Genomic DNA, 21,644 nt, shown 5'->3' with positions numbered 1-21,644 from the left:
TTAAATGCTTTAGTTCAGGATAGTTTCGGTTCCCAAATCACAATGAGGCTCAAAAATAGAGAATTTAGGTCAGAGTATCCTTAAAAACGAACTTAAATTATGTTAAAAGGGGGAAGCGGGAAGAGGTTGCATTATAAAAGAAATGGGAACCTCTCAGCTTTTAATGACGTTTTTAATGAAGTTATTAGTTTACAATAACTCTGCAATAGGATAAGTATTTTGCCAGAAACTCTTTATTTTTAAATGTTTTTATTCTCCAGAACAAAAACTACTTTTGTAGATATATAACAGCAAATATGAAAATAGTTAAAGCAGCTTCTATTGATAATGTAGCAAGAGCATTTTTAGGTACGCCATTAAGTGTGGAGGATTTGGATTTGTATTTAGAAACAGATAATGCCAGAGGTGGCACACCCTTTCGCAAGCGAATTTACCGACAGCTGGAAAGCATAAATGACTTGCCGTGCCATGTACTATTTGTAGGATATAAAGGTTGTGGTAAAAGTACCGAACTAAATAAGTTAAAGCAGGACATTATTGATAAAGGAGATAAATATTTAGTATTACATTATTCAGTTTTTAAAGAACTTGACCCCGAAAACATCAATTATATTGAGCTTTTTATTGTGACAATGGAAAAGCTATTTGATGTAGTAGTAGAAAATGGCCTTGAACTTAATGAGGACTATCTTGAAAGAATACGACTTTGGGAAACAAGTACGGAAATCACACGGGTAAAAGATAAATATTTTGGTGCTGAGTTTGAAGCAGGTGCAGATTCCTCATTTGGTATCCCTTATATACAAAAATTCTTTGCAAAATTAAAAGCCACTGCTAAGGCGAGTAGATCATTCAAAGAAGTACTTAAAAATGAAATTGAGCCAAGATTAGCTGATTTAATTGAAAACTGTAACCTTTTAATTAATGAAATAAGACTACAATTACACAAAATTAATAAAGATAACTTGCTGATAATTGTTGAAGATTTAGACAAAGTCTCTTTAGAATCTTCAAAAGACTTATTTGTGAACCACGCTGGGCAAATTACTCAGCTAGAAGTAAATATAATTTTTACTTTTCCGATAGCACTGTATTATAGCAGCTATTTTAACCATATAAAGCCATTTTTTGCAGAGCGATATGAGTTACCTATGATAAAGGTAAAAGAAAAGACTGGAGAAGAGTCAGCAAATGGAATAACTACTTTAATTAGCATTGTAGAAAAACGCATGGACTTAAATATTTTTGAAAATCAGAGTATTTTGAAGGACATGATTCTGATGAGTGGGGGTTGCCTTAGAGATTTGTTTTTATTGATTCGTGAAGCTGCCAATTTTGCGATAGATGAAGAAAGAGAAAAAATAAGAGAAGGCGATTACCAAAAATCATTACAAAACCTGATTCAAGATTATCAAAACAACTTAACGGATGAAAAAATTGAGGGTCAGTATTTTCCGGTTGAAAAAATTTATGATGAGTTATTAAAATTGGTAGAAACCGGCCAATTTGAAAACACGCTTCTAATGCTTAAGTTACGACAAACTCTTTGTGTCTTAGGTTATAACGGTGAATTCTGGGGAGCAGTGCATCCTGTGGTAAGAAAAATTTTAGAAAGAAAAGGACTTTTATAAATGGACATATTACTTTCTGATGATTCTGAAAAGAAATATAATCGTTTAAAACGCTTTTTATCTCAACCCAAAGAGACTGGCTATTGCTTTGCCACAGCTGTAGATCAACGTTTGATTCCGATAGTAAGTAATAGGCTAAAAGTAGAAATACCTTCTGTTAGTATTTTATTTCTTGCAGATTCTGACACACCATTTATTCAACAGATAGAAGATGCACTAGAGAACCATTCCGGGGTTTTGATAATGAACTTATCAGAGTTAATCAAAAAAAGAACATCTTTTGTTAATACTTTTAATTATACCCGTGAAAGTCTGATTGAGTTAAATAAACCCATTGTTTTTTGGGTAACAGATAATGCCCTAGTTAAAATTAGTAACCAAGCCCACGACCTGTATAGTCAGCGGTTATTTACGAATATCCGTTTTGAACAACAGCTATCCGAACCTTCTATTAAAGATTTATCCGCTTTAAACAATTTGGATGATAGCGTCGAATTTGATTCAAATATAAAATTAAATGAAAGTAGTATCAGGATTTTAGAAAAACAGTTAAGTGATAGTTCAGGCTCGAAAGAACAAATTGCACAAACAATTGGGCTTCCTTTAGCAAAAAAATATGCTGAGAATGGTCAAACTGAAGAAGCGCTTAATATTCTTCAATTGTATTACAATCATTTGAATCTTTTGAATGATAGCATAATCTTTGATATTGCTGAAATATATAGGTTAACTTATTCTTATGAGGATGCAATTACTCATTACCAACGAGCTTTGCATTTTGCAAAATCTAAACATTTGGAAGCTATATGCTATGAAAGGCTCGGTGCTATCTACTCAAACGAAGGTAAAATTAATCTTGCCCTAGAGGCTTTTGAAAAAGCAGTAAAAATACTTGAAGAACTCTACAAAGAATTTCCCAATCAGGTTTCTTTTAAAAATGATTTAGCCATTTCATATTCAAAACTAGGCGGCCTCAACCAGGCAATGGGTAACCTGCCAAACGCTTTAGAGTTCTTTCAGAAGTATAATCAGCTCTGTGAAGAACTCCACAAAGATTATCCCAATCAGGTTGATTTCAAAAACGGTTTGGCCATTTCTTATGAAAAATTAGGTGACCTCAACCAGGCAATGGGTAACCTAACAAACGCTTTAGCGTTCTTTCAGAAAAGAAATAAGCTAGGTGAAGAACTCTACAAAGACTTTCCCAATCAGGTTGATTTCAAAAAGAATCTGGCCATTTCTTATTCCAGATTAGGCGACCTCAACCAGGCAATGGGTAACCTGACAAACGCTTTAGAGTACTTTCAGAAATATAATCAGCTCTGTGAAGAACTCCACAAAGATTATCCCAATCAGGTTGATTTTAAAAGAGGTCTGGCCATTTCTTATTCCAGATTAGGCAACCTCAACCAGGCAATGGGTAACCTGACAAACGCTTTAGAGTTCTTTCAGAAGTATAATCAACTCTGTGAAGAACTCTACAAAGACCATCCCAACCAGGTCTCTTTCAAAAACGGTCTGGCCATTTCTTATGAAAGATTAGGCGACCTCAACCAGGCAATGGGTAACCTAACAAACGCTTTAGAGTTCTTTCAGAAGTATAATCAACTCTGTGAAGAACTCTACAAAGACTTTCCCAATCAGGTTGATTTCAAAAACAATCTGGCCATTTCTTATGAAAAATTAGGGGAACTCAACCAGACAATGGGTAACCTGACAAACGCTTTAGATTTCTTTCAGAAAGAAACCAACCTTTTTCACGAACTTTACAGAGACTATCCCAATCAGGTTTCTTTCAAAAACGGTTTGGCCATTTCTTATTCCAAACTCGGCACTTTCTATAAAAGTACAAATTCAAAAGAAGCATTCAATTATTATAAAAAAGCGGAGAAACTCTGGTCTGAATTGGTAGAAGCAGTCCCCCAAGCTAAAGAATATCAGAATAATCTTAATTGGGCACAAAATGCCTTAAACAATCTAAATACCCCATAAACAACAAAGCCCTCAGTGCAGAGGGCTTCATCATCTTAATGAAAGAAATCTTTCATTCTGTCAAAGAAACTTTTGTCGTTTTTGGTAGCTCTGGGCTGGAAATTCGGGGCTTCCCTTAGTTTTTCCAGTATGGCCTTTTCGTCGGGGCTTACGCTGGTTGGGGTATAAATATTAATATGCACCAACTGGTCGCCAATGCTGTAGCTGTTTATTTCTTTCAGGCCTTTGCCTTTCAGGCGCAGCACTTCTCCGGGTTGGGTTCCCGGCTTGATATTGATTTTCACCTTGCCGCCAATGGTGGGTATTTCGGCATCTTTGCCCAATACGGCATCGGCAAAGTTCAGTTTCAAATCAAAAATAATATTGCTGCCGTCGCGTTTCAGTTCGGGGTGTTCTTCTTCTTCTATTACTATCAGCAGGTCTCCGGCCACACCACCTCGGGTGGGTACGTTACCCTTGCCTGTCATAGACAATTGCATGCCCTCGCCTACCCCGGCAGGTATTTTAATAGAAATCAGGTCTTCGTTCAGTACACGGCCTTCGCCAAAACACACTTCGCAACGGTCTACAATTACCTTGCCTTCGCCATTACAGGTATGGCAGGTACTGGTAGATACCATCTGGCCCAGCATGGTGCTTACCACCTTGCGTATCTGCCCCGAGCCGTTACAGGTCTGGCAGGTCTTGAGCGAGTTACCGTTCTTCGACCCATTACCGCTACACGTATTACAGGCCACATAGCGTTTTACTTTTATTTTTTTCTCAACACCGTTGGCAATTTCTTCCAGGTCCAGTTTCAGCTTGATACGCAAGTCAGAGCCTTTTCTTACCGGCTGGCCACCACCTCCGCGTCTGCCACCACCGCCAAAAAAGCTACCGAACGGACTGTCGTCACCAAAGACACTGCTGAAGATATCCTCCATATTGACACCTGCGCCACCATAGCCACCAGCGGCACCACCTACACCCTGATGCCCGAACTGATCGTACCGCTGACGTTTCTCGGCATCAGACAACACCCCGTAGGCTTCAGCTATTTCTTTAAACTTCTCCTCGGCGGCCTTGTCGCCCGGGTTTTTATCCGGGTGATACTGTATAGCCAGCTTCCGGTAAGCCTTTTTCAGCTCATCTTCAGTAGCGTTTTTACCTACTCCTAATACTTCGTAATAATCTTTCTTTTGTGCCATAATGATTGTATATACTGCATTGCGTAAACAGAACCCGGCCATGCCTGCCGTTTACCCAATACTATTGCGCTCAAAAAATATTGTCTGCTTAGCTACCCACTACCACCTTGGCGTAGCGAATCACCTTATCGTTCAGGAAGTACCCCTTCTCAACCTCATCAATCACCAATCCTTTTTTGTCGTCGCCGGCTGCAAACTGGGTAATGCACTCGTGTAGTTCGGCATCAAAAACCTGGTCTTTTGCCTCCATCGGCTTTAAGCCTTTGGCTGCCAGCGTTTTTTGCAACTTATTAAATATCAACGATATCCCCTCTTTCAGAGGTTCAATTTCTGTTACGGTTTCAAAAGATTTGTTGGCTCTTTCAAAATCATCAATTACAGGAATCAACTCTTTAATCAAGCCCTCAGAGGCATTCTGGATGGTCTCAATTTTTTCTTTAGCTGTGCGGCGGCGGAAGTTCTCAAACTCAGCATACAAGCGCAGGTATTTATCTTTAGCCTCGGCCAGCTGGTTTTCCAGCAATGCCTGTTTATCTTCTGTTTCTGTGCTTTCAGTAGCCGGGGTTTCTGCTGCAGTTTCTTCTGCCAGATTTTCACTGTTTTCTTGTACTTGGTCGTCAGTTATTTCTTGTCCTTCTTTATTCTCTGCCATTTTTCCAACAATTTTGTTTTTGCAAAAATCGTCAATTATTTTGCCAATACATAATTTACTGACAAGATGGCAGAATTTTAAATACCATATCGTTCGCCTCTAAACCGGTATTTTACTTAACTTACCGCAAAATTCAGCACTATTCCTGTTATGCAGACCGTCTTAGCCCATGCCACTATTCATACCGGCACACAAGTACTTCAAAACCATACCCTTATCATAGAAAACGGCGTTGTGCAGGCCATTCAGCCTGTTGATAGTTTCGGGCATGAAAAGGCACGCACCATAGACCTGGCAGGCAGGCATATTGCCCCCGGTTTTATTGATACGCACATTAACGGTGGCGAAAAGCACTACTTTACCCAATACCCAACCGAAGCAACCATACAGGATATTTATGAGGCCAGCCTGGCACTGGGTACCACCCACGTGCTGCCCTGCCTGATAACCTCACCGACAGAAAATATTCTGAAAGGCATAGAAGCCACCAGAAACTTTATGCAGAAAAACCCTGATGCGGGCGTATTAGGTATGCACCTGGAAGGGCCGTTTCTGAATATGGCTAAACGTGGGGCGCATCTGGCAGCTTATGTAAGAAAACCCACCAACAACGAGCTGGAAGAGATTATCAGATACGGCAAAGATGTAATAAAAATAATGACCATTGCTGCCGAGAACTTTACCGACGAGCAATTGGAAATGCTGCTCGATAGCGGCATCAGGTTATCATTAGGCCATTCTAACGCTACTTATAAACAGGCGCAATATGCCTACCGGAAGGGCATCAGCCTTTGCACGCACCTGTACAATGCCATGACCCAGATGGGCCACCGCGAACCGGGGGTTGTTGGCGCTACGTTTGATAACCCTGATGTGTACGCCCCTATAATTCTGGATGGTTACCATTGCGACTACGCTGCGGCAAGAATAGCCTATAAAATCAAAAAAGATAAGCTGTTTCTGATTTCTGATGCGCTTTTTGTGGGTGGTAAGGTAACGCATTTTCAATGGGAAGCATTTGATGCCTACCTGAAAGACGGACAATACCGTAACACAGAGGGGAATCTGGCAGGTGCGGCTATATCCATGGCTGACGCTGTGCGCAATGCCGTGCAGCAAGTAGGTATCAGCCTGGAAGAAGCCATCAAAATGGCTACCATACGGGCTGCCAGGGCAGTAAACATGGAGCAATCGGTTGGGCAAATTGCAGCGGGGTATCCGGCCAGGTTTGTGGTATTTGACGAAGCCCTCACGGATTTTGAGCCGCTGGTAATCAGGTAGGTGAGCAGCAAAAACTCATTTTACTGAATGATGGCGGTGGAATAGAATGGTATTTTAAAAGGCTGTCATCTCCCCATCCCCTATGGCACTAAACTTGCGATTTCCTTGAAAACCCGCTCATATAAACCTATATTTACTTTTCAATACTATTATGAAACATTCAATCTGAAACTTATTAAATTTTACAGCAAATGAGCGCTATCTCTCGCCGAAACTTACTTAAAAACACATTAGCAGTAGGTGCAGGCCTTGGTCTGGGTTTGCCGGATGCAATGGCCGAAACCCACACCAAAGCCAAACACAATTTTAAATTCTGTTTAAATACCAGTACCATCCGCGAGCAGAACCTCGGGCTGGTTGGTGAAATAGAAACAGCTGCCAAAGCAGGCTATGATGCCATTGAAATATGGGTAAACACCGTTGAAAAATATAAGGCACAAGGTGGCAGCCTGAAAGATATTAAGAAACGTGCTGCCGATTTGGGTATCACCATTGAAGATGCCATCGGCTTCTCGAAATGGATAGTGGATGATGCCGCCGAACGTGAAAAGGCTTTAGAGCAGAACAAAAGAGAAATGGCCATGCTGGCCGAAATCGGCTGTAAGCGCATTGCAGCCCCTCCGTTTGGTGCCACTACCGGCCAGGTACTTAACTTACAGGCCGTAGCAGAAAGATATGGCAAATTGCTGGAGGTAAGCGATAACTACGGCGTGATACCTCAACTGGAAATGTGGGGCTTCTCAACCAATCTTCATCTGGTTGGTGAGGTACTGTTTGTGGCTTCTGAAAGTGGCCACCCCAAGGCTTGTGTATTGACAGACGTGTACCACCTGCATAAAGGAGGTTCCAGCTTTAACAGCCTGAAAACCATAAATGGTTCTTCGGTTCAGATGTTCCACATGAACGATTACCCCGGCCAGCCACCCAGAGAAAGCATCAACGACGGCGATCGTATTTTACCCGGCGATGGCATTGCTCCTATGACCCAGATACTGCGCGACCTGAACAGCAAAAATACGCCCATTGTGTTATCTTTAGAGCTGTTCAACAAAGAATACTGGAAAATGGATGCGCTGGTAGCTGCCACTTTGGGTCTGTCTAAAATGAAAGCCGCTGTTGCCAAAGCCACTGCCTGATTTATGAGAAACTCAGCGGCACTGTTACAGTTCAGCCAGCATCTATTGCAACAAGCCGGGCTGGATGCAGAAAAGGCATTCCATACGGCTGATATTCTTTTGGAAGGTGAGCTATTAGGCCACCGCACACATGGCTTGCAGTTGCTGCCTGCCTACGTTGGCGAGTTAGAAAAAGACGGTATGACCAAACAAGGCCAAGCCAAAGTCATTAATGATTTTGGTGCAGTGCTGGCCTTAGATGGTAACTATTTACCCGGCCCCTGGCTGGTAGTGAAAGCCATTGAAGAAGCTACCAAACGAGCCGAAGCCTTTGGCACGTCTATCATCACCATTCGGCAATCGCATCATATTGGTTGTCTGGCTGCTTATCTTGAAAAAGTAGCCCGTCAAGGTTTGATGATTCTGCTGGCCTGTTCAGACCCCCGTAACAAAACCGTGGCTCCGTATGGCGGACTTACCCCGGTATACAGCCCTGACCCGCTGGCGGTGGGGTATCCGACCGAATCTGACCCGATTATGATAGACGTAAGTATGTCTGCCACTTCTAACGGTCTGGTAGCACGTGCGCATCGGAATCAGGAGATGCTGCCTCATCACTGGCTGCTGGATGCCCAAGGCAATGCTACGAACGACCCTGCCACATTCTTTGCCAATCCGCCCGGTTCAATTCTGCCATTGGGTGGGCTGGACAGCGGTGATAAAGGTTTCGGGCTAGGCCTGATGGTAGAAGCCCTCACCAGTGCCTTAGCTGGCCATGGCCGTGCCGATGAACCTACCCTTTGGGGTGCATCTGTTTATCTACAAATAATAAGCCCGAAAGGCTTTGCAGGGGAATCTGCTTTTAAGCGTGAGGCTGAATATCTGAAAAACCAATGCCTGGCATCAGAACCTGCTAACCCCGACCAACCCGTAAGAATGCCCGGTGCCAGAGGATTAACGCTGAAAAAACAGCAACTGGCCAACGGCGTGAATCTGTTGCCTGAAACTGAAAAGGCTTTGAATGAATTGGGTAGTAAATATGGTGTTGGTTTAGATTGAACCATTTAAACAGAGGTATTGCTTAATTATACCACCTTATTAGATTTTCAGTAAAATTTTTCTTCAACGTTATACTACAAAGTGTGCAATTATATCCCGTCAGGGATGCTATATCTGTAGTAATTGATTTGATTAGCGTTTTTGTATCCCGGAGGGATAATATATTAGTAATCGAGTCCTTAATATACCGTCCCTACGGGACTTAGCTCTATTTGTAGCATTATTTTCTAATGATATATCATCCCTACGGGATTTAAACATTGTTTATAGAAATCTACTATAACTTAGCTTAGTAGAACATTTTCCCCAATTAATAAGTGTGGATTCTGAAAATAGCCGCTTGAATATGATTTGTGGAGCGATTACCACAACTATACGTAATATGGCGCAGGCGTAGTTTTTTTTCATCGTACAGTTAAATTTTAAAACTCTATAAAATTCAGAAACACGCATGAATAATTTACTACGAGGTCTGCTTGCCGGTTATGGCGCAAAGAAATTAGGTGGTGGTTGCTTTGGCACCATTATCGTATTTGTTATTTTGTGGTATATTCTGGGTCAATGCAGCTAAGCATTAATGCCATTCCATAAGGGTCATTTCTTTGCAATCTGCCATAGAAATGGCCCTTTCTTATATCCTCATTAAAAAATCATTATTTTCTGCAAATAAAATCGGCACACAAACCATTTGGGCGTTAAATCCGTTATGCTTATAACACGCAAAATCAGCAGCATTCGCATTATGGCATTCGACAAAAACTTATTGAAAATTAAAACACTGGGTGAACTGAAAGCCAGTAATTATCGCCTAAAATCTATTAAACAAGAATTAAGAGACAATCTGATTGAAAAACTAAAGAATAAAGAAACGGTTTTTCCGGGTATATGGGGTTATGAAGAAACCGTTATACCTGATGTAGAGAAAGCCATTCTTTCCATGCACCATATTAACTTACTGGGTTTGCGCGGACAAGCCAAAACCCGTATTGCCCGCCTGATGGTAAATCTGCTTGATGAATACGTGGCCGTAGTGGAAGGCTCTGAACTGAACGACGACCCGCTTGAACCGCTCTCACGCTATGCCAAAGACCTGATTGCCGAAAAAGGTGATGCCACGCCTGTAAGCTGGTTGTCTCGTGCCGAACGCTATAATGAAAAACTGGCTACGCCGGATGTTTCTATTGCCGATTTAATTGGTGACGTTGACCCTATCAAGGCTGCCACTTTGAAACTGCCGTATTCTGATGAACGTGTCATTCACTTCGGCATGATTCCGCGTTCGCACCGTTGTATTTTTGTTATCAACGAGTTGCCCGATTTACAAGCCCGTATTCAGGTTTCTTTGTTCAATATTCTGCAGGAAGGCGATATTCAGATTCGCGGATTCAAACTGAGAATCCCGCTGGATATCCAGTTTGTGTTTACGGCTAACCCGGAAGACTACACCAACCGTGGTAGTATTGTAACGCCTCTGAAAGACCGTATCGATAGCCAGATAGTAACCCACTATCCGAAATCGATTGAGATTGGGCGTAAAATCACCCAGCAGGAAGCCATTATTAAAGCCGAACAGAAGAAAATTGAGGTAAACGATATACTGAAAGACCTGATTGAACAAATAGCCGTTGAAGCCCGCAGCAGTGAGTATGTAGATGCGAAAAGCGGGGTTTCTGCCCGGATGACTATCTCGGCCTACGAAAACCTGTTGAGTTCTGCCGAAAGACGTTCACTCATCAACGGTGAGAAAAACGTACATGCCCGGGTGTCTGACATTTACGGAGCTATATCGGCCATTAACGGTAAAATTGAGCTGGTGTATGAAGGCGAGGTTGAAGGCCCTGTTTATGTGGCACAAAGCCTGATTGGCAAAGCCATGCGGACGGAGTTTCTGAAGTACTTCCCGAACCCCGAAGCATTGAAGAAAAAGAAAGCAGGTAAGAATCCTTTTCAGCAGGTATCAACCTGGTTTGGCGAAGGCAATGTGATTGATTTTCTGAACGATTTGACCGACCGTGAATACAAAGCCAGACTAAAAACCATTGACGGGCTGGATGAACTGGTGGAGAATTTCCACCCGCGCCTTAACGAGAACGACAAGCTGTTTATGATGGAATTTGCCCTGCACGGCCTGGCCGAATATTCGTTAATCAGCAAACAGGCGCTTGATACGGGTCTGCAATTCAAAGACCTGCTCGACAGCATGTTTGACCCCAACAAAATGAAGTTTGATGATGAGGATGAAGATAATGACGATTTTAAGCGGTATTGATAGATAGAAACTTATATAAAAGCACATCTGCACTCAGGTGTGCTTTTTCTTTTACTGCCTGTATAGCCTCGGCTTCTCGTTGCCAGACCTGAGCAGGTAATCGGCCAGGTCAAGGCCCTGCTGGCGGTCTTGGTCGGTAGCTATTTTTTCAAGCACATCAGACACCACCCATTGGCTTCCCCACCGAAACTCCTGCACTTTGGCCTGCCATTTTTCAAAGGCGTTCACATCCGGAAAAAGAAAAACCTTTCTGCCCTCTAACACTTTACACTTATCTGCCGACAGGCTGTTAAGGCTACCTGCAGCCAGCCATGTAAACCGAGGCTCGTACAGGCTTGCTATCAGGGCGGTTTTTTCGCTTTCAACAATGGCTACGGGCTTGGTGTTGTTGATGAGCAGATGCTCACCAAAAAAGCACTGTTTCAGGTTGAAATCGGGTAGATTGAGTACGCTATGCACCCAGCTGATAAGGCTGACAGGCTCTTTGATTCTTTTGCCTGTGGCCGTATTGTACAACATGATTTTACCCGAACGGATTCTCCGCCGCGTATCTATCTGCCAGAAAACCGTAGCCCCGGCCCAATGCTTTGACGTACCAATAAAATAGCGTTTAATAAGCAGATTGGTTCTCACCTCGCCGAAAGTATGCCTCAAAAAAGCCAGCAGATTATTGGGCTGATTGGGTTTGAGGCTGGCCAGAAAAATTTCGTTTTCTATATACGACACCAGCTTTTCGGGCAATGGTTTATAGGGCCTTACCTTAACGGTATCAGTAGGGTTATCCTGAAAATACTGCCTGGGTGTATAATGATACCCACATTTTATCTCGCGGTTGCAACGGCCAACGTCGTCGGCCAGATGCTCGCCGGTTTCAGCATTGATGTATCTGGTAAAAGCGTGTTTCTCGCCACAATTGGGGCAGGTGTACCGGGTTTTCATGCCCTTATAAGGCTCCAGCAAAAATTGATAATTCTCCATTTCTAATCCTCTGCTACTAATATACAACAATTTTTGGTGAATATGAAATGGGGTGTACTATGCACTATTAATATACCGTCCATACGGGACTTTGAATATCTCGACTTACTTCTTTCTACTGATATGTTATCCCTAACGGGATATTCTTCTTCCATAAGTTAATCCCGTCAGGGAAGGTTTATCCGTAATTAATAGTAAGATTGACATGTCAAGATCCCGTCAGGGATGGTATATCAGTAGTTAATAGCAAGATTGATGTGTCCATATCCCGTAGGGATGATATATTCAATCCTCGCTTTTAATATACCGTCCCTACGGGACTTTGCCCATTTTGCATTTTTATTTTCTATTGATATAACATCCCTAAAGGGATTACCAATCATAGTAGAATAATTATTTAGCTCGTACTCAATCGCACTCAATCGCACTAATCGCACTAATCGCACAGCAGTACGAAAAGTGCGATTAGTGCGATTAGTGCGGTTTGGTTAAAGCAGAGGTCAGAAAAGATGTTTTAAAAGAAGAATGAAGAAATAATAATAATTAATTATTAATAAGTATTAATAACTATACCTATTAATTAATTATCTGACAAATGATTAATAAATTATTGGTACCAATCGCACTTTTCGCACTAATCGCACAGTAGTACGAAAAGTGCGATTTGTGCGATTGAGTGCGATTCTAATCCCCTTGCTTTTTAATTATTCTCCTTACACCGCTTTCAGAAAGACCATATTTAATGGCTATCTGTAGGTTAGTAAACCCCTGCTTCCTCAACAATATAATCTCACTCGTCCGCTCATCCTTTTCCTTAACAGAAACCTCGCGCAGATGCTCTTTTTCGTAGCCGAAGCCGGTTAATTCAAATTGCAGAAAATTATCTGCTTTGGCTATCTGGCATACGGCTACGTTGTCGGTGTCATACATAAATTCGCTTTGGCGTACTTTTATCTGTTTCAGGTAGCGGATGCCCTTGTCGCGCTGGCTTTCACCAATGGCAAAAGACGAATCGGTAAAGCTCATCAAGGCCTTGCTGCCCTGCAAATCGTTCTGGCTGATGGGCTTGCTTAAATCGCGTTTGGGGGTATGTGCCAATGCCAGCAACGAAAGGCTAAATTTACTTTTTAGGGCTTTCAGGTGCTTCATCACCGGCATGGCATTTACGGCTTTCTCGGTCTCGGTTTTCAGGTACGTGAGGTTGTCAATAATCAGCACCTTTGCTCCGGTTTCAATCAGGCTTTTTTCAAGGGCGTTACTCAGAAACTCCTCAAAAGTCTGCTTGTCGGGTATCACCGCATCGGGGTTCAGCTCTACTCTTTTAAAATTCTCATCGAAACGATAAGGGTTCTGAAAATCAACCGAGTACCGGTTCTGAAACTGCTTGGCCGACAGCTCAAAATCAAAATACAACACCATTTGTTTTTGGGCATCAAGCCTGAACCCCCGCACGGCCTCTCCTTTACTGATGCTGTTACCAATCTGCACGGCCAGAATAGATTTACCGAGGTTGGTATCGGCAAACAGAATGCACAATTCGCCTTCAAACCAGAACTCATCAAAAAGCATTTCGGGTTTTGGCTGGCTGGCAGCCAGTTCAAGCCAGCTATTGGCCGATTTCACAATCAACAGCCCTGTGTTTTCGTCTTCCTGTTCCTCAAATGCAGGCGCTTGCAGCAGTTCATCAAAATGCGCCCTGATGTTTTGCAGGGTGGCATCAGGGTCTGTTAAAGCATTCGTTGGCGTGTGTTCTTGTAAAGCATCACTTTTGTGTGGATTTTTTAAATTCTTAGTCATCAAACAAAAAAATATAGTAAAACAAAAAATAAACTCACCGTCGTATCATTTTAGGGTCAGAATGAGCAGTAAGTGATTATTATCTAGCCAATAAAGCATCTACAAAGCCATTATCTGGCACTTGTTGCTGTCTATAAATTTATGCTTTTTTGCTGATTTATTTTTGCAAAACACAAAAGATTTTTTGTGGATAAACTGATAAAAAAAGCGGCCGGAATATCAATCCCGACCGCTTGCTAAACCTCTTTTTTATGCTGTAATTTATCTACCCCAACTTCACCAAAGCCTCTTCCAAAGCCTTGATTTTGGCGTCGGCATCGGCTAGTTTCTGGCGTTCTTTTTCTATAATTTCAGGCTTGGCATTTTGTACGAAACGCTCGTTGGCCAACTTGGCTTCGGTTGATTTCTTAAAGCCCCGGGTGTACTCCAGCTCTTTTTGCAGGTTGGCTTTTTCGGCCTCTACATCCATGTTTGAGCCCAGGTCAATCGTAAATTCGTCGCCTTTAATTACAAAGCTGATACCATCTGTTTTATCGCTCACATAACGGATTTCTGAAATATTGCCCAGCTTTTGTATCAAGCCTGCCAATGCTTCATAACGTGCCTGATTACCCGTTTTAACAGCCAATGGCAATGCCTCTTTAGGCGATATCTGCTTGGCATTACGGGTGTTACGGACTGTGGTGATGATTTCCGTCAGGATATCAAAATCGGCCAGAATCTCTTCATCTACTGCTCCGGCAGTTGGGAACGGTGCGATACAGATAGAGTCTTTATCAGCTCTGGGTTTAATGTTCTGCCAGATTTCTTCGGTAATAAACGGCATCCACGGATGCGCCAGGCGCATCAGGGCATCAAATATCTCAAGCGTGGCGTTGTAGGTTTGGCGGTCAATCGGTAAGCTCTTGCCATCTACGTAGGCCGGCTTAATCATTTCCAGATACTGCCCGCAGAAATCGTCCCAGATAACGTTATAGGTACTCATCAGGGCATCAGACATCCTGAACTTGCTGTAATGGTCAAGCGCCTCGGCCACTACCTTATTCAGCCTCGAGTTAAACCATTCAACAGCTTTGGCCGAAGCAGGGTTCTGGTCGGCGGTTTCGGCTACCTCCCAGCCTTCTATCAGCCTGAACGCATTCCATATCTTGTTGTTGAAATTACGGCCCTGCTGAATCAGTTTTTCATCATACAGCAGGTCATTACCGGCCGGTGAACTGAACAGCATACCCGTACGAACGCCGTCGGCTCCGTATTTTTCAATCAAATCGAGTGGGTCGGGCGAGTTACCTAATGATTTCGACATCTTGCGCCCCTGATTATCGCGCACGATACCCGTCAGGTACACATTCTTAAACGGATAGATACCGCGGTACTCATACCCGGCAATTATCATACGCGCTACCCAGAAGAACAGAATCTCGGGGGCAGTTACCAGGTCGTTGGTTGGGTAATAGTATTTAATATCTTCATTATCAGGATTTTTGAAGGCATCAAAAACCGACATCGGCCATAACCACGAGCTGAACCAGGTATCCAGCACGTCTTCGTCCTGGGTTAAATCCTGCTCGCTCAGGGCAAACAACTGGTATTTGTTGCGGGCTATTTTCAGGGCTTCCTGCTTGCTGGCGGCCACTATACAGGTGCCGTCGGGCATATAATAGGCGGGAATCCGATGCCCCCACCAAAGCTGACGGCTGATACACCAGTCGCGCACGTTCTCCATCCAATACTTGTAGGTATTCTTGAATTTGGGAGGTATAAACTGAATCGTATCGTCCATTACGTTTTTCAGCGCAGGCTCCGACAAATCTTTCATTTTCAGGAACCACTGTAACGAAACCTTCGGCTCTATTACGGCTCCGGTGCGTTCTGAAGTACCAACGGTTGATTTATAGTCTTCCACTTTCTCCAGATTGCCCGATTCTTCCAGCAATTTGATGATCTTCTTACGCGCCACAAAGCGGTCTTCACCTACCAGAATCTTCGCCCGTTCGTTCAGTTTACCGTCATCGGTTAGTATATCAATCACTTCCAGATTATGTTTCTGGCCAAGGGCGTAGTCGTTCTGGTCGTGTGCAGGGGTTACCTTCAAGGCTCCTGTACCGAAGTCAACGGTTACGTATTCATCAGCAATAATGCTGATTTCGCGGTTTATGAGCGGTATTCTCACTTTCGTGCCTATGAGGTGTTGGTAACGCTCATCTTCGGGGTTCACACAAATGGCGGCATCGGCCATGATGGTTTCAGGGCGAACGGTGGCAATGGTAATGCTTCCGGCATCGCCATCATAGCGGATATACACCAGCTTTTGCTGAATATCCTTCATGATAACCTCTTCGTCCGACACCGTAGTTTTGGCCTGTGGGTCCCAGTTTACCATTCTGTATCCGCGGTAAATCTCACCTTTGTTATACAGGTCAACAAAAACCTCAATTACGGCATCATACAGGCTGGGTTCCATGGTAAAACGGGTACGGTCCCAGTCGCAAGATGCCCCCAGTTTACGTAATTGCTGCAAGATGATTCCGCCGTATTTCTCTGTCCATTCCCAGCAGTATTTCAGAAATTCTTCACGAGACAAATCACTTTTGTTGATGCCTTTTTCTTTCAGCATGGCTACAACCTTGGCTTCGGTGGCAATAGAGGCGTGGTCGGTACCCGGCACCCAGCAGGCTTCTTTGCCTTCCATTCTGGCCTTACGTGTGAGCACATCCTGTATGGTATTGTTGAGCATGTGGCCCATGTGCAACACGCCCGTAACGTTTGGCGGAGGAATAACGATACAGTAAGGCTCTTTGTCGGGGTTTGGTTTTGAACTAAAGAATTTGTTCTCAGTCCAGTACTGATACCACTTGTCTTCTATTTCTGTCGGATTGTAGGTTTTGCTTATCATACTTATCTGGTGGTCTGTCAATACATCTTTTATGTTTCTCCGGTGGTTCCAATCGGTTATCCGGCAATCTTTCGTGTAATCTCTCCAATTATAAAAAAGAATGCAAAATTACTGATTTTTTGCTGAATCTGCACCTGGGCGGGCTATAAAAAAACCTGCACTCTCTTTCGGGAAATGCAGGCTGTTCAGGATAGGTTACAGGGCAAAAGGGTAATTAGTTGGCATCTATTATTTTACCCGAACCGCTGATGCGGTGGCTGATTCTGGGCGCACCCCTGAACCACACAATTCCGCTGCCTGCAATGTACACATCCAGGTAATTGTAAGCGGTGGTTTCGCAACGGCCCGAGCCATTAATCTGCACATCGGTGTTGTCGGCACGCAGGCCAAAGGCTTCTATTTTTCCGCTGCCTGTCAGGGTATAAATGGCGTTGCGGGTATCACCTTCCAGATATATCAGCCCCGAGCCGCCAATTTCGGCATCTACGTCGCCGGTCATGTCGGTGGCTACGTCAATCAGCCCGCTGCCCGACAGCAGCAGCTCAATGTTTTTGCCGAAAATCTTGTTGTCGCTCACCACCCGGCCACTGCTTGACACATAGATGCCGTACACGTCGGGTGTCTGAATCCAGATTTTTACCTTATTGTTGCTATACCAGCCCCCGTTGCTGTCTATAATAAGGGTATTACCGCTGATACGGGTAACAATACGGGGGATAATGTTGTTTTCTGCTTCAATTTTTATGTCACGGGCAGGGCCCTGGGTCAGAATTACCTCAGCGGCTACATTGAGTTCAATGCGGTTGAAGTATCCGGCCCGACGGAACTCGGTTGCGATGATTCCGGTGCCGGGGTCGTCATAATAAATATTGCAAGAAGATAATCCTGTTACTCCCAAAAGGATTATGCCGATAAACATCAGGGTGCGTTTCATACGTAATACGATTTTTAGCTTTTTCTATGTTTTTTTTGTCTTTAACTCTTAGATGCTATATGTTTGCGTATAGTTGTCTGCTAATATGTTAATAACATGTTAATGACATTTGAATGGCGTTTTTCCCTTATAACAGAAGCAAAAAAAATGAAAACACTTTGGGGCGTAGACCTGGGCGGTACCAAAATTGAAGGCGTAGTAATGAACGCCGATACCAACGAAGTTTTATTAAGAAAGAGGATTCCGACAGAGGCGCATGAGGGCTATGCGCATATCATCAGCCAGATTGCCCGGCTGATTAATTTACTGAAGGAAGAAACAGGCCTGGCACCGGTAGCGGTGGGTTTCAGTACTCCGGGGGCTTTAGACCCGAGTACACAAACCATGAAAAACTGCAACACCACCTGCATGAACGGGCAATTTATGAAGAAAGACATAGAAAAAGCCATTGGTGTACCTATTGAAATTGCCAACGATGCCAACTGCTTTGCACTGGCCGAAGCCACTATGGGTATTGTGAAAGACGTAGTGCCAGATGCCAAAGTGGTGTTTGGTATTATTATGGGTACAGGTGTAGGCGGTGGAGTAGTAATAAACGGCCAGGTGCTGAACGGCAGACACGGCATTGGCGGCGAATGGGGCCATAATGTGTTGGAAGAAGACGGCTACGATTGCTACTGTGGCAAAAAGGGTTGTAATGAAACCGTTTTCAGCGGGCCGTCGTTGCAGCGGTATTATACCAAAATAAGTGGCAAAACACTAACCATGAAAGAGATTTACCAGTTGCATCTGGCCGGTACAGACCCACATGCTACGCAAACTTTGCAGTATCTGGTGAAATCGTTCGGGAAAGCCATTTCTTATATTATCAATGTAATTGACCCCGATGCCATTGTAATTGGTGGCGGTGTAGGTAACATTGACGAGATTTATACCGAAGGCCCCGAAGAACTGAAAAACTGGATTTTCAACAGCCGGGTAGTTGAAACACCTTTCCTGAAACCCAAACTGGGCGACAGCGCAGGGGTATTTGGCGCAGCTGAGTTGGTGAGAGGGTATTGAGATTTAGATGAACTGCCAGAAAAAATGGAGCCACCATTGCGGTAGCTCCATTTTTATTCTATTGCTCTAACGATTTGCCTATTTCATTAATCTGCTCGTCATAGCCCTCGTCATTGCCAAGCCCTTTCGGGTTTAAGCCATACTGGTTTACGCCGTAATCGCTATCCTGAAATAACAACCATAACCCATACAACGGAATCAACTGAAACCAGCCGCTATTACCCAGGTCGTGGCAACGCTTGGCGTTCTGAGCCCAGCCAAACCATGTAAGAGGTATCAATGCCAGAATCCACATTAAAAAGCCCATGGCAGGTATGGCTGTAAGCAGCATTGAAGCGATGGTACCAACAATCATAAGAGCAAAAGTAGAGATAATAATACTTAGACCGTACTCTGTTCTACGGATGCGGCCTTCAAACGAAAAAGGGGCTTTAAACATTTTGAAATAGAATTTAGGGTTATTAAATCGGTTATTAAATCATTTGTTTCTTTTTAATCTGGATATACTTGTTGATGGCTGAAATGCTCAACAAATGCGGCTGGGTAATTAAACCCTGAATACCGGCTTTTACCAGTTCTTTTAAAATCAGGTGGTTCTGGCTCAGGAAATGCTTGCCAATGGTTTTGGTATAAATATCGCGTAGGTTACCGGCTGGTTCGCTTACCAGTTCTACAATCTCGGTATTTTCAAAAAACACCACCAGCACCAGGTGGTACTTGGCAATGGCTTTCAGGTACTGGAGGTTTCGCTTCAGACTATTGATGGAGTCAAAGTTGGTGAAAATTATCAGCAGGCTCCTTTGCCTTACCTTTACCCGAACGAATTTATAAAGCCGCTCAAAGTCTGACTCCAGGAAATCCGTCGTCAGATTATACAGTTGGTCATTAACTATCCCAAACTGCTTGTACTCGCTTCTGGCAGGCAGGTATGAACAGTTCTTTGACGAGAAAGTTATCAGCCCTGCCTTATCTTTTACATCTAATATTGACTTCGTAAGGGCAATGGTGCCGTTAATGGCGTAGTCGAGCAGGGTTTGCTGTTTAAATGGCATTTTCATGCTGCGGCCCATGTCTATTACTATATAAATATCCTGGCTGCGTTCTGCCTGATACTGGTTCAGCATCAGCCGCCCCTGCTTGGCGCTGGCTTTCCAGTTAATGTGCCGGTAGTTGTCGCCGCTTATATAGTCTTTTATCTGCTCAAACTCAAGGCTCTGCCCTATTTTACGAATATGGGTGGTATTGGTTTCAGCGTAGCTGCTGGTAAGCGCATGAATAGGCAATTTCTTGAACTGCTCAAAAGACGGATAACAGCTGACAGACGACAGCCCCTCGAACTTCATTTTGCGGGCAGTAAAAGCCAGAAAAGATACGCTACACAAAACATGGGTGTGTTCCCAGGTGTAAATGCCCCTTTGTGTGGGTCTTACTTTATAAATAGCTTTGTGCTGTGCCAGTTTATTTAAAGACAGCTTCAGATTCCAGGTTCTTAGTTGCAGCAGGTCTGGTAAATCTTCGTAGATGGTCAGGTTTAAAGGCGAATTGACATAGTTTTTTAACTGAAGCTCAATCTGGTTCTCGTCGCCGTTGCTCAATCTGTTTGGTAAAATTCTGGTGCTGGTAATTAACTGCTGCTTACTGTAAAGCATGATGGTTTCGGCCAGCACTGCTATCATGAGCAGCCACAACAGTAGCTGCCCCAGCACAAAGGCAGGCGTAAACACCAGCCCTACTGAAAAAAGAGCGATGCAGATACCCAGAACCATGAATGTTCGTGACGTAAGATAAAACGATTGAAAGAAGTTCATCAGCGCGGAATCTCAACTTTAGAGAACAGGTTGTCTAATACTTCATCTTCATTAACACCCTCCATTTCGGCATCGGGTGTTAGTATAACCCGGTGGCGCAGCGTAGGTTTTGCCATGCTTTTTACGTCTTCGGGTATTACAAAATCTCTGCCAGACAAGGCCGCCCTGGCTTTTGAGGCCAGCATTAAGGCCACAGAAGCACGAGGAGAAGCGCCCAGCTCAAGCAATTTATTGTTTCTGGTTGCCTGAATAAGCAACGTTATGTATTTCAGAAGGTTGTCTTCAATTATTACCTGCCTTACCAGCTGACGCAATTCGGTTAATACCGCTTTATTTAAAACCGGTTGAAGGCCATTGAGCAGGTCATGATAGGTGTTATAATTGAAGCGTTTCAGCATTTGCACTTCATGCTCAGGCGATGGGTACCCGATATTGATTTTAAACAGGAAACGGTCAAGCTGTGCCTCAGGCAGGCGGTAGGTTCCCTCCTGCTCTATCGGGTTCTGGGTTGCCAGTACCACAAACGGCGAGTCCATCAGGTACGTATGGCCGTCAATGGTTATCTGGCGTTCTTCCATCAGTTCAAACAGGGCTGCCTGCGTTTTGGCCGGAGCCCGGTTTATTTCATCAATCAGCACGATATTACCAAATACCGGCCCTGGTCTGTATTCAAAATCGAGAGTTTTAGGATTAAAAACGGAGGTTCCCAGCACATCAGACGGCATCAGGTCTGGCGTAAACTGAATCCGCTTGAACGACACATCCAGCACTTTACCCAGCAGCTTGCTCATCATGGTTTTGGCTACACCCGGCACCCCTTCTATCAGCAGGTGGCCATCGCTCAGCATGCCAATCAGTACCAGGTCTATTACTTCTTCCTGCCCGAAAACAATCTGATTAAGCGTTTGCTTGATGTCGTCAACGGCTTTGGTAACCGCAGCCAGGTCAATTCTATTTTTAAAGATTTCTTCTTCGTTTTCCAT

16 protein-coding genes are annotated in these 21,644 nt (G+C 43.7%); 7 read left to right on the top strand and 9 right to left on the bottom strand.

Annotated elements, in window-relative coordinates:
* The first annotated feature begins 296 nt into the window (after positions 1-296).
* Together MB380_RS07120 and MB380_RS07115 are read left to right on the top strand one after the other, a co-directional pair.
* Entirely contained in the window at positions 297-1,631 is a 1,335-nt protein-coding gene (locus MB380_RS07120; protein WP_253534125.1) for a hypothetical protein, read from the top strand.
* Positions 1,632-3,623 (top strand): tetratricopeptide repeat protein, encoded by a 1,992-nt coding sequence (locus MB380_RS07115; RefSeq protein WP_253534124.1) that lies wholly within the window; start codon positions 1,632-1,634, stop codon positions 3,621-3,623. It abuts the gene before it with no gap.
* 35 nt (positions 3,624-3,658) lie between these two features.
* Here MB380_RS07115 and dnaJ read toward each other — a convergent pair whose 3' ends face one another.
* Both dnaJ and MB380_RS07105 read right to left on the bottom strand, forming a co-directional pair.
* On the bottom strand, positions 3,659-4,810 hold the full coding sequence (gene dnaJ / locus MB380_RS07110) for a molecular chaperone DnaJ (RefSeq protein ID WP_253534123.1): 1,152 nt from the start codon (positions 4,808-4,810) through the stop codon (positions 3,659-3,661).
* Positions 4,811-4,898: 88 nt separating this feature from the next.
* Positions 4,899-5,462 (bottom strand): nucleotide exchange factor GrpE, encoded by a 564-nt coding sequence (locus MB380_RS07105; RefSeq protein WP_101725211.1) that lies wholly within the window; start codon positions 5,460-5,462, stop codon positions 4,899-4,901.
* A 150-nt stretch (positions 5,463-5,612) separates the two neighbouring features.
* On the opposite strand from MB380_RS07105, the gene nagA reads away from it, so the two are divergent.
* The 4 genes from nagA (at position 5,613) to MB380_RS07085 (ending at position 11,186) form a co-directional block, all read left to right on the top strand.
* Positions 5,613-6,743: an N-acetylglucosamine-6-phosphate deacetylase gene (nagA, locus tag MB380_RS07100; RefSeq protein WP_253534122.1), complete on the top strand. Its 1,131-nt coding sequence runs from the start codon at positions 5,613-5,615 to the stop codon at positions 6,741-6,743.
* A gap of 191 nt (positions 6,744-6,934) precedes the next feature.
* A complete protein-coding gene (locus tag MB380_RS07095; protein ID WP_101725488.1) occupies positions 6,935-7,879 on the top strand; it encodes a sugar phosphate isomerase/epimerase in 945 nt (314 codons plus the stop codon).
* Positions 7,880-7,882: 3 nt separating this feature from the next.
* On the top strand, positions 7,883-8,917 hold the full coding sequence (locus MB380_RS07090) for an Ldh family oxidoreductase (RefSeq protein ID WP_253534121.1): 1,035 nt from the start codon (positions 7,883-7,885) through the stop codon (positions 8,915-8,917).
* 706 nt (positions 8,918-9,623) lie between these two features.
* Positions 9,624-11,186, top strand: coding sequence for a magnesium chelatase (locus MB380_RS07085; RefSeq protein WP_409014682.1), 1,563 nt, complete (start codon positions 9,624-9,626; stop codon positions 11,184-11,186).
* 51 nt (positions 11,187-11,237) lie between these two features.
* Here the strand turns inward: MB380_RS07085 and MB380_RS07080 are convergent, their stop codons facing one another.
* The 4 genes from MB380_RS07080 to MB380_RS07065 all read right to left on the bottom strand — a co-directional run bounded on the left by MB380_RS07080 (position 11,238) and on the right by MB380_RS07065 (position 17,791).
* Entirely contained in the window at positions 11,238-12,164 is a 927-nt protein-coding gene (locus tag MB380_RS07080; RefSeq protein ID WP_253534120.1) for a DUF6371 domain-containing protein, read from the bottom strand.
* A gap of 684 nt (positions 12,165-12,848) precedes the next feature.
* Complete coding sequence (locus MB380_RS07075) at positions 12,849-13,961, bottom strand: AAA family ATPase (RefSeq protein ID WP_253534119.1); 1,113 nt, start codon at positions 13,959-13,961, stop codon at positions 12,849-12,851.
* A 265-nt stretch (positions 13,962-14,226) separates the two neighbouring features.
* The gene (locus MB380_RS07070; protein ID WP_253534118.1) at positions 14,227-16,857 is read right to left on the bottom strand and encodes a valine--tRNA ligase; all 2,631 of its coding nucleotides are present in this window, start codon (positions 16,855-16,857) and stop codon (positions 14,227-14,229) included.
* Between the two features lie 214 nt (positions 16,858-17,071).
* Positions 17,072-17,791, bottom strand: a complete 720-nt coding sequence (locus MB380_RS07065; protein WP_101725218.1) for a head GIN domain-containing protein — start codon at positions 17,789-17,791, stop codon at positions 17,072-17,074.
* A gap of 147 nt (positions 17,792-17,938) precedes the next feature.
* On the opposite strand from MB380_RS07065, the gene MB380_RS07060 reads away from it, so the two are divergent.
* A complete protein-coding gene (locus MB380_RS07060) occupies positions 17,939-18,853 on the top strand; it encodes an ROK family protein (protein ID WP_253534117.1) in 915 nt (304 codons plus the stop codon).
* Between the two features lie 58 nt (positions 18,854-18,911).
* Here MB380_RS07060 and MB380_RS07055 read toward each other — a convergent pair whose 3' ends face one another.
* The 3 genes from MB380_RS07055 to MB380_RS07045 are packed head-to-tail and all read right to left on the bottom strand — an operon-like array spanning position 18,912 to position 21,644.
* The gene (locus tag MB380_RS07055) at positions 18,912-19,292 is read right to left on the bottom strand and encodes a DUF805 domain-containing protein (RefSeq protein ID WP_253534116.1); all 381 of its coding nucleotides are present in this window, start codon (positions 19,290-19,292) and stop codon (positions 18,912-18,914) included.
* A gap of 34 nt (positions 19,293-19,326) precedes the next feature.
* Positions 19,327-20,661: a DUF58 domain-containing protein gene (locus MB380_RS07050; RefSeq protein WP_253534115.1), complete on the bottom strand. Its 1,335-nt coding sequence runs from the start codon at positions 20,659-20,661 to the stop codon at positions 19,327-19,329.
* Positions 20,661-21,644 carry a MoxR family ATPase gene (locus MB380_RS07045; RefSeq protein WP_253534114.1) on the bottom strand — a complete coding sequence of 328 codons (984 nt, stop codon included), beginning with the start codon at positions 21,642-21,644 and terminating at the stop codon, positions 20,661-20,663. The genes MB380_RS07050 and MB380_RS07045 overlap by 1 nt, the downstream gene beginning before the upstream one ends.

Source organism: Emticicia sp. 21SJ11W-3 (assembly GCF_024138715.1).
GTDB classification, from domain to species: domain Bacteria; phylum Bacteroidota; class Bacteroidia; order Cytophagales; family Spirosomataceae; genus Emticicia; species Emticicia fluvialis.
This window is presented reverse-complemented; position numbering and strand designations above follow the sequence as displayed.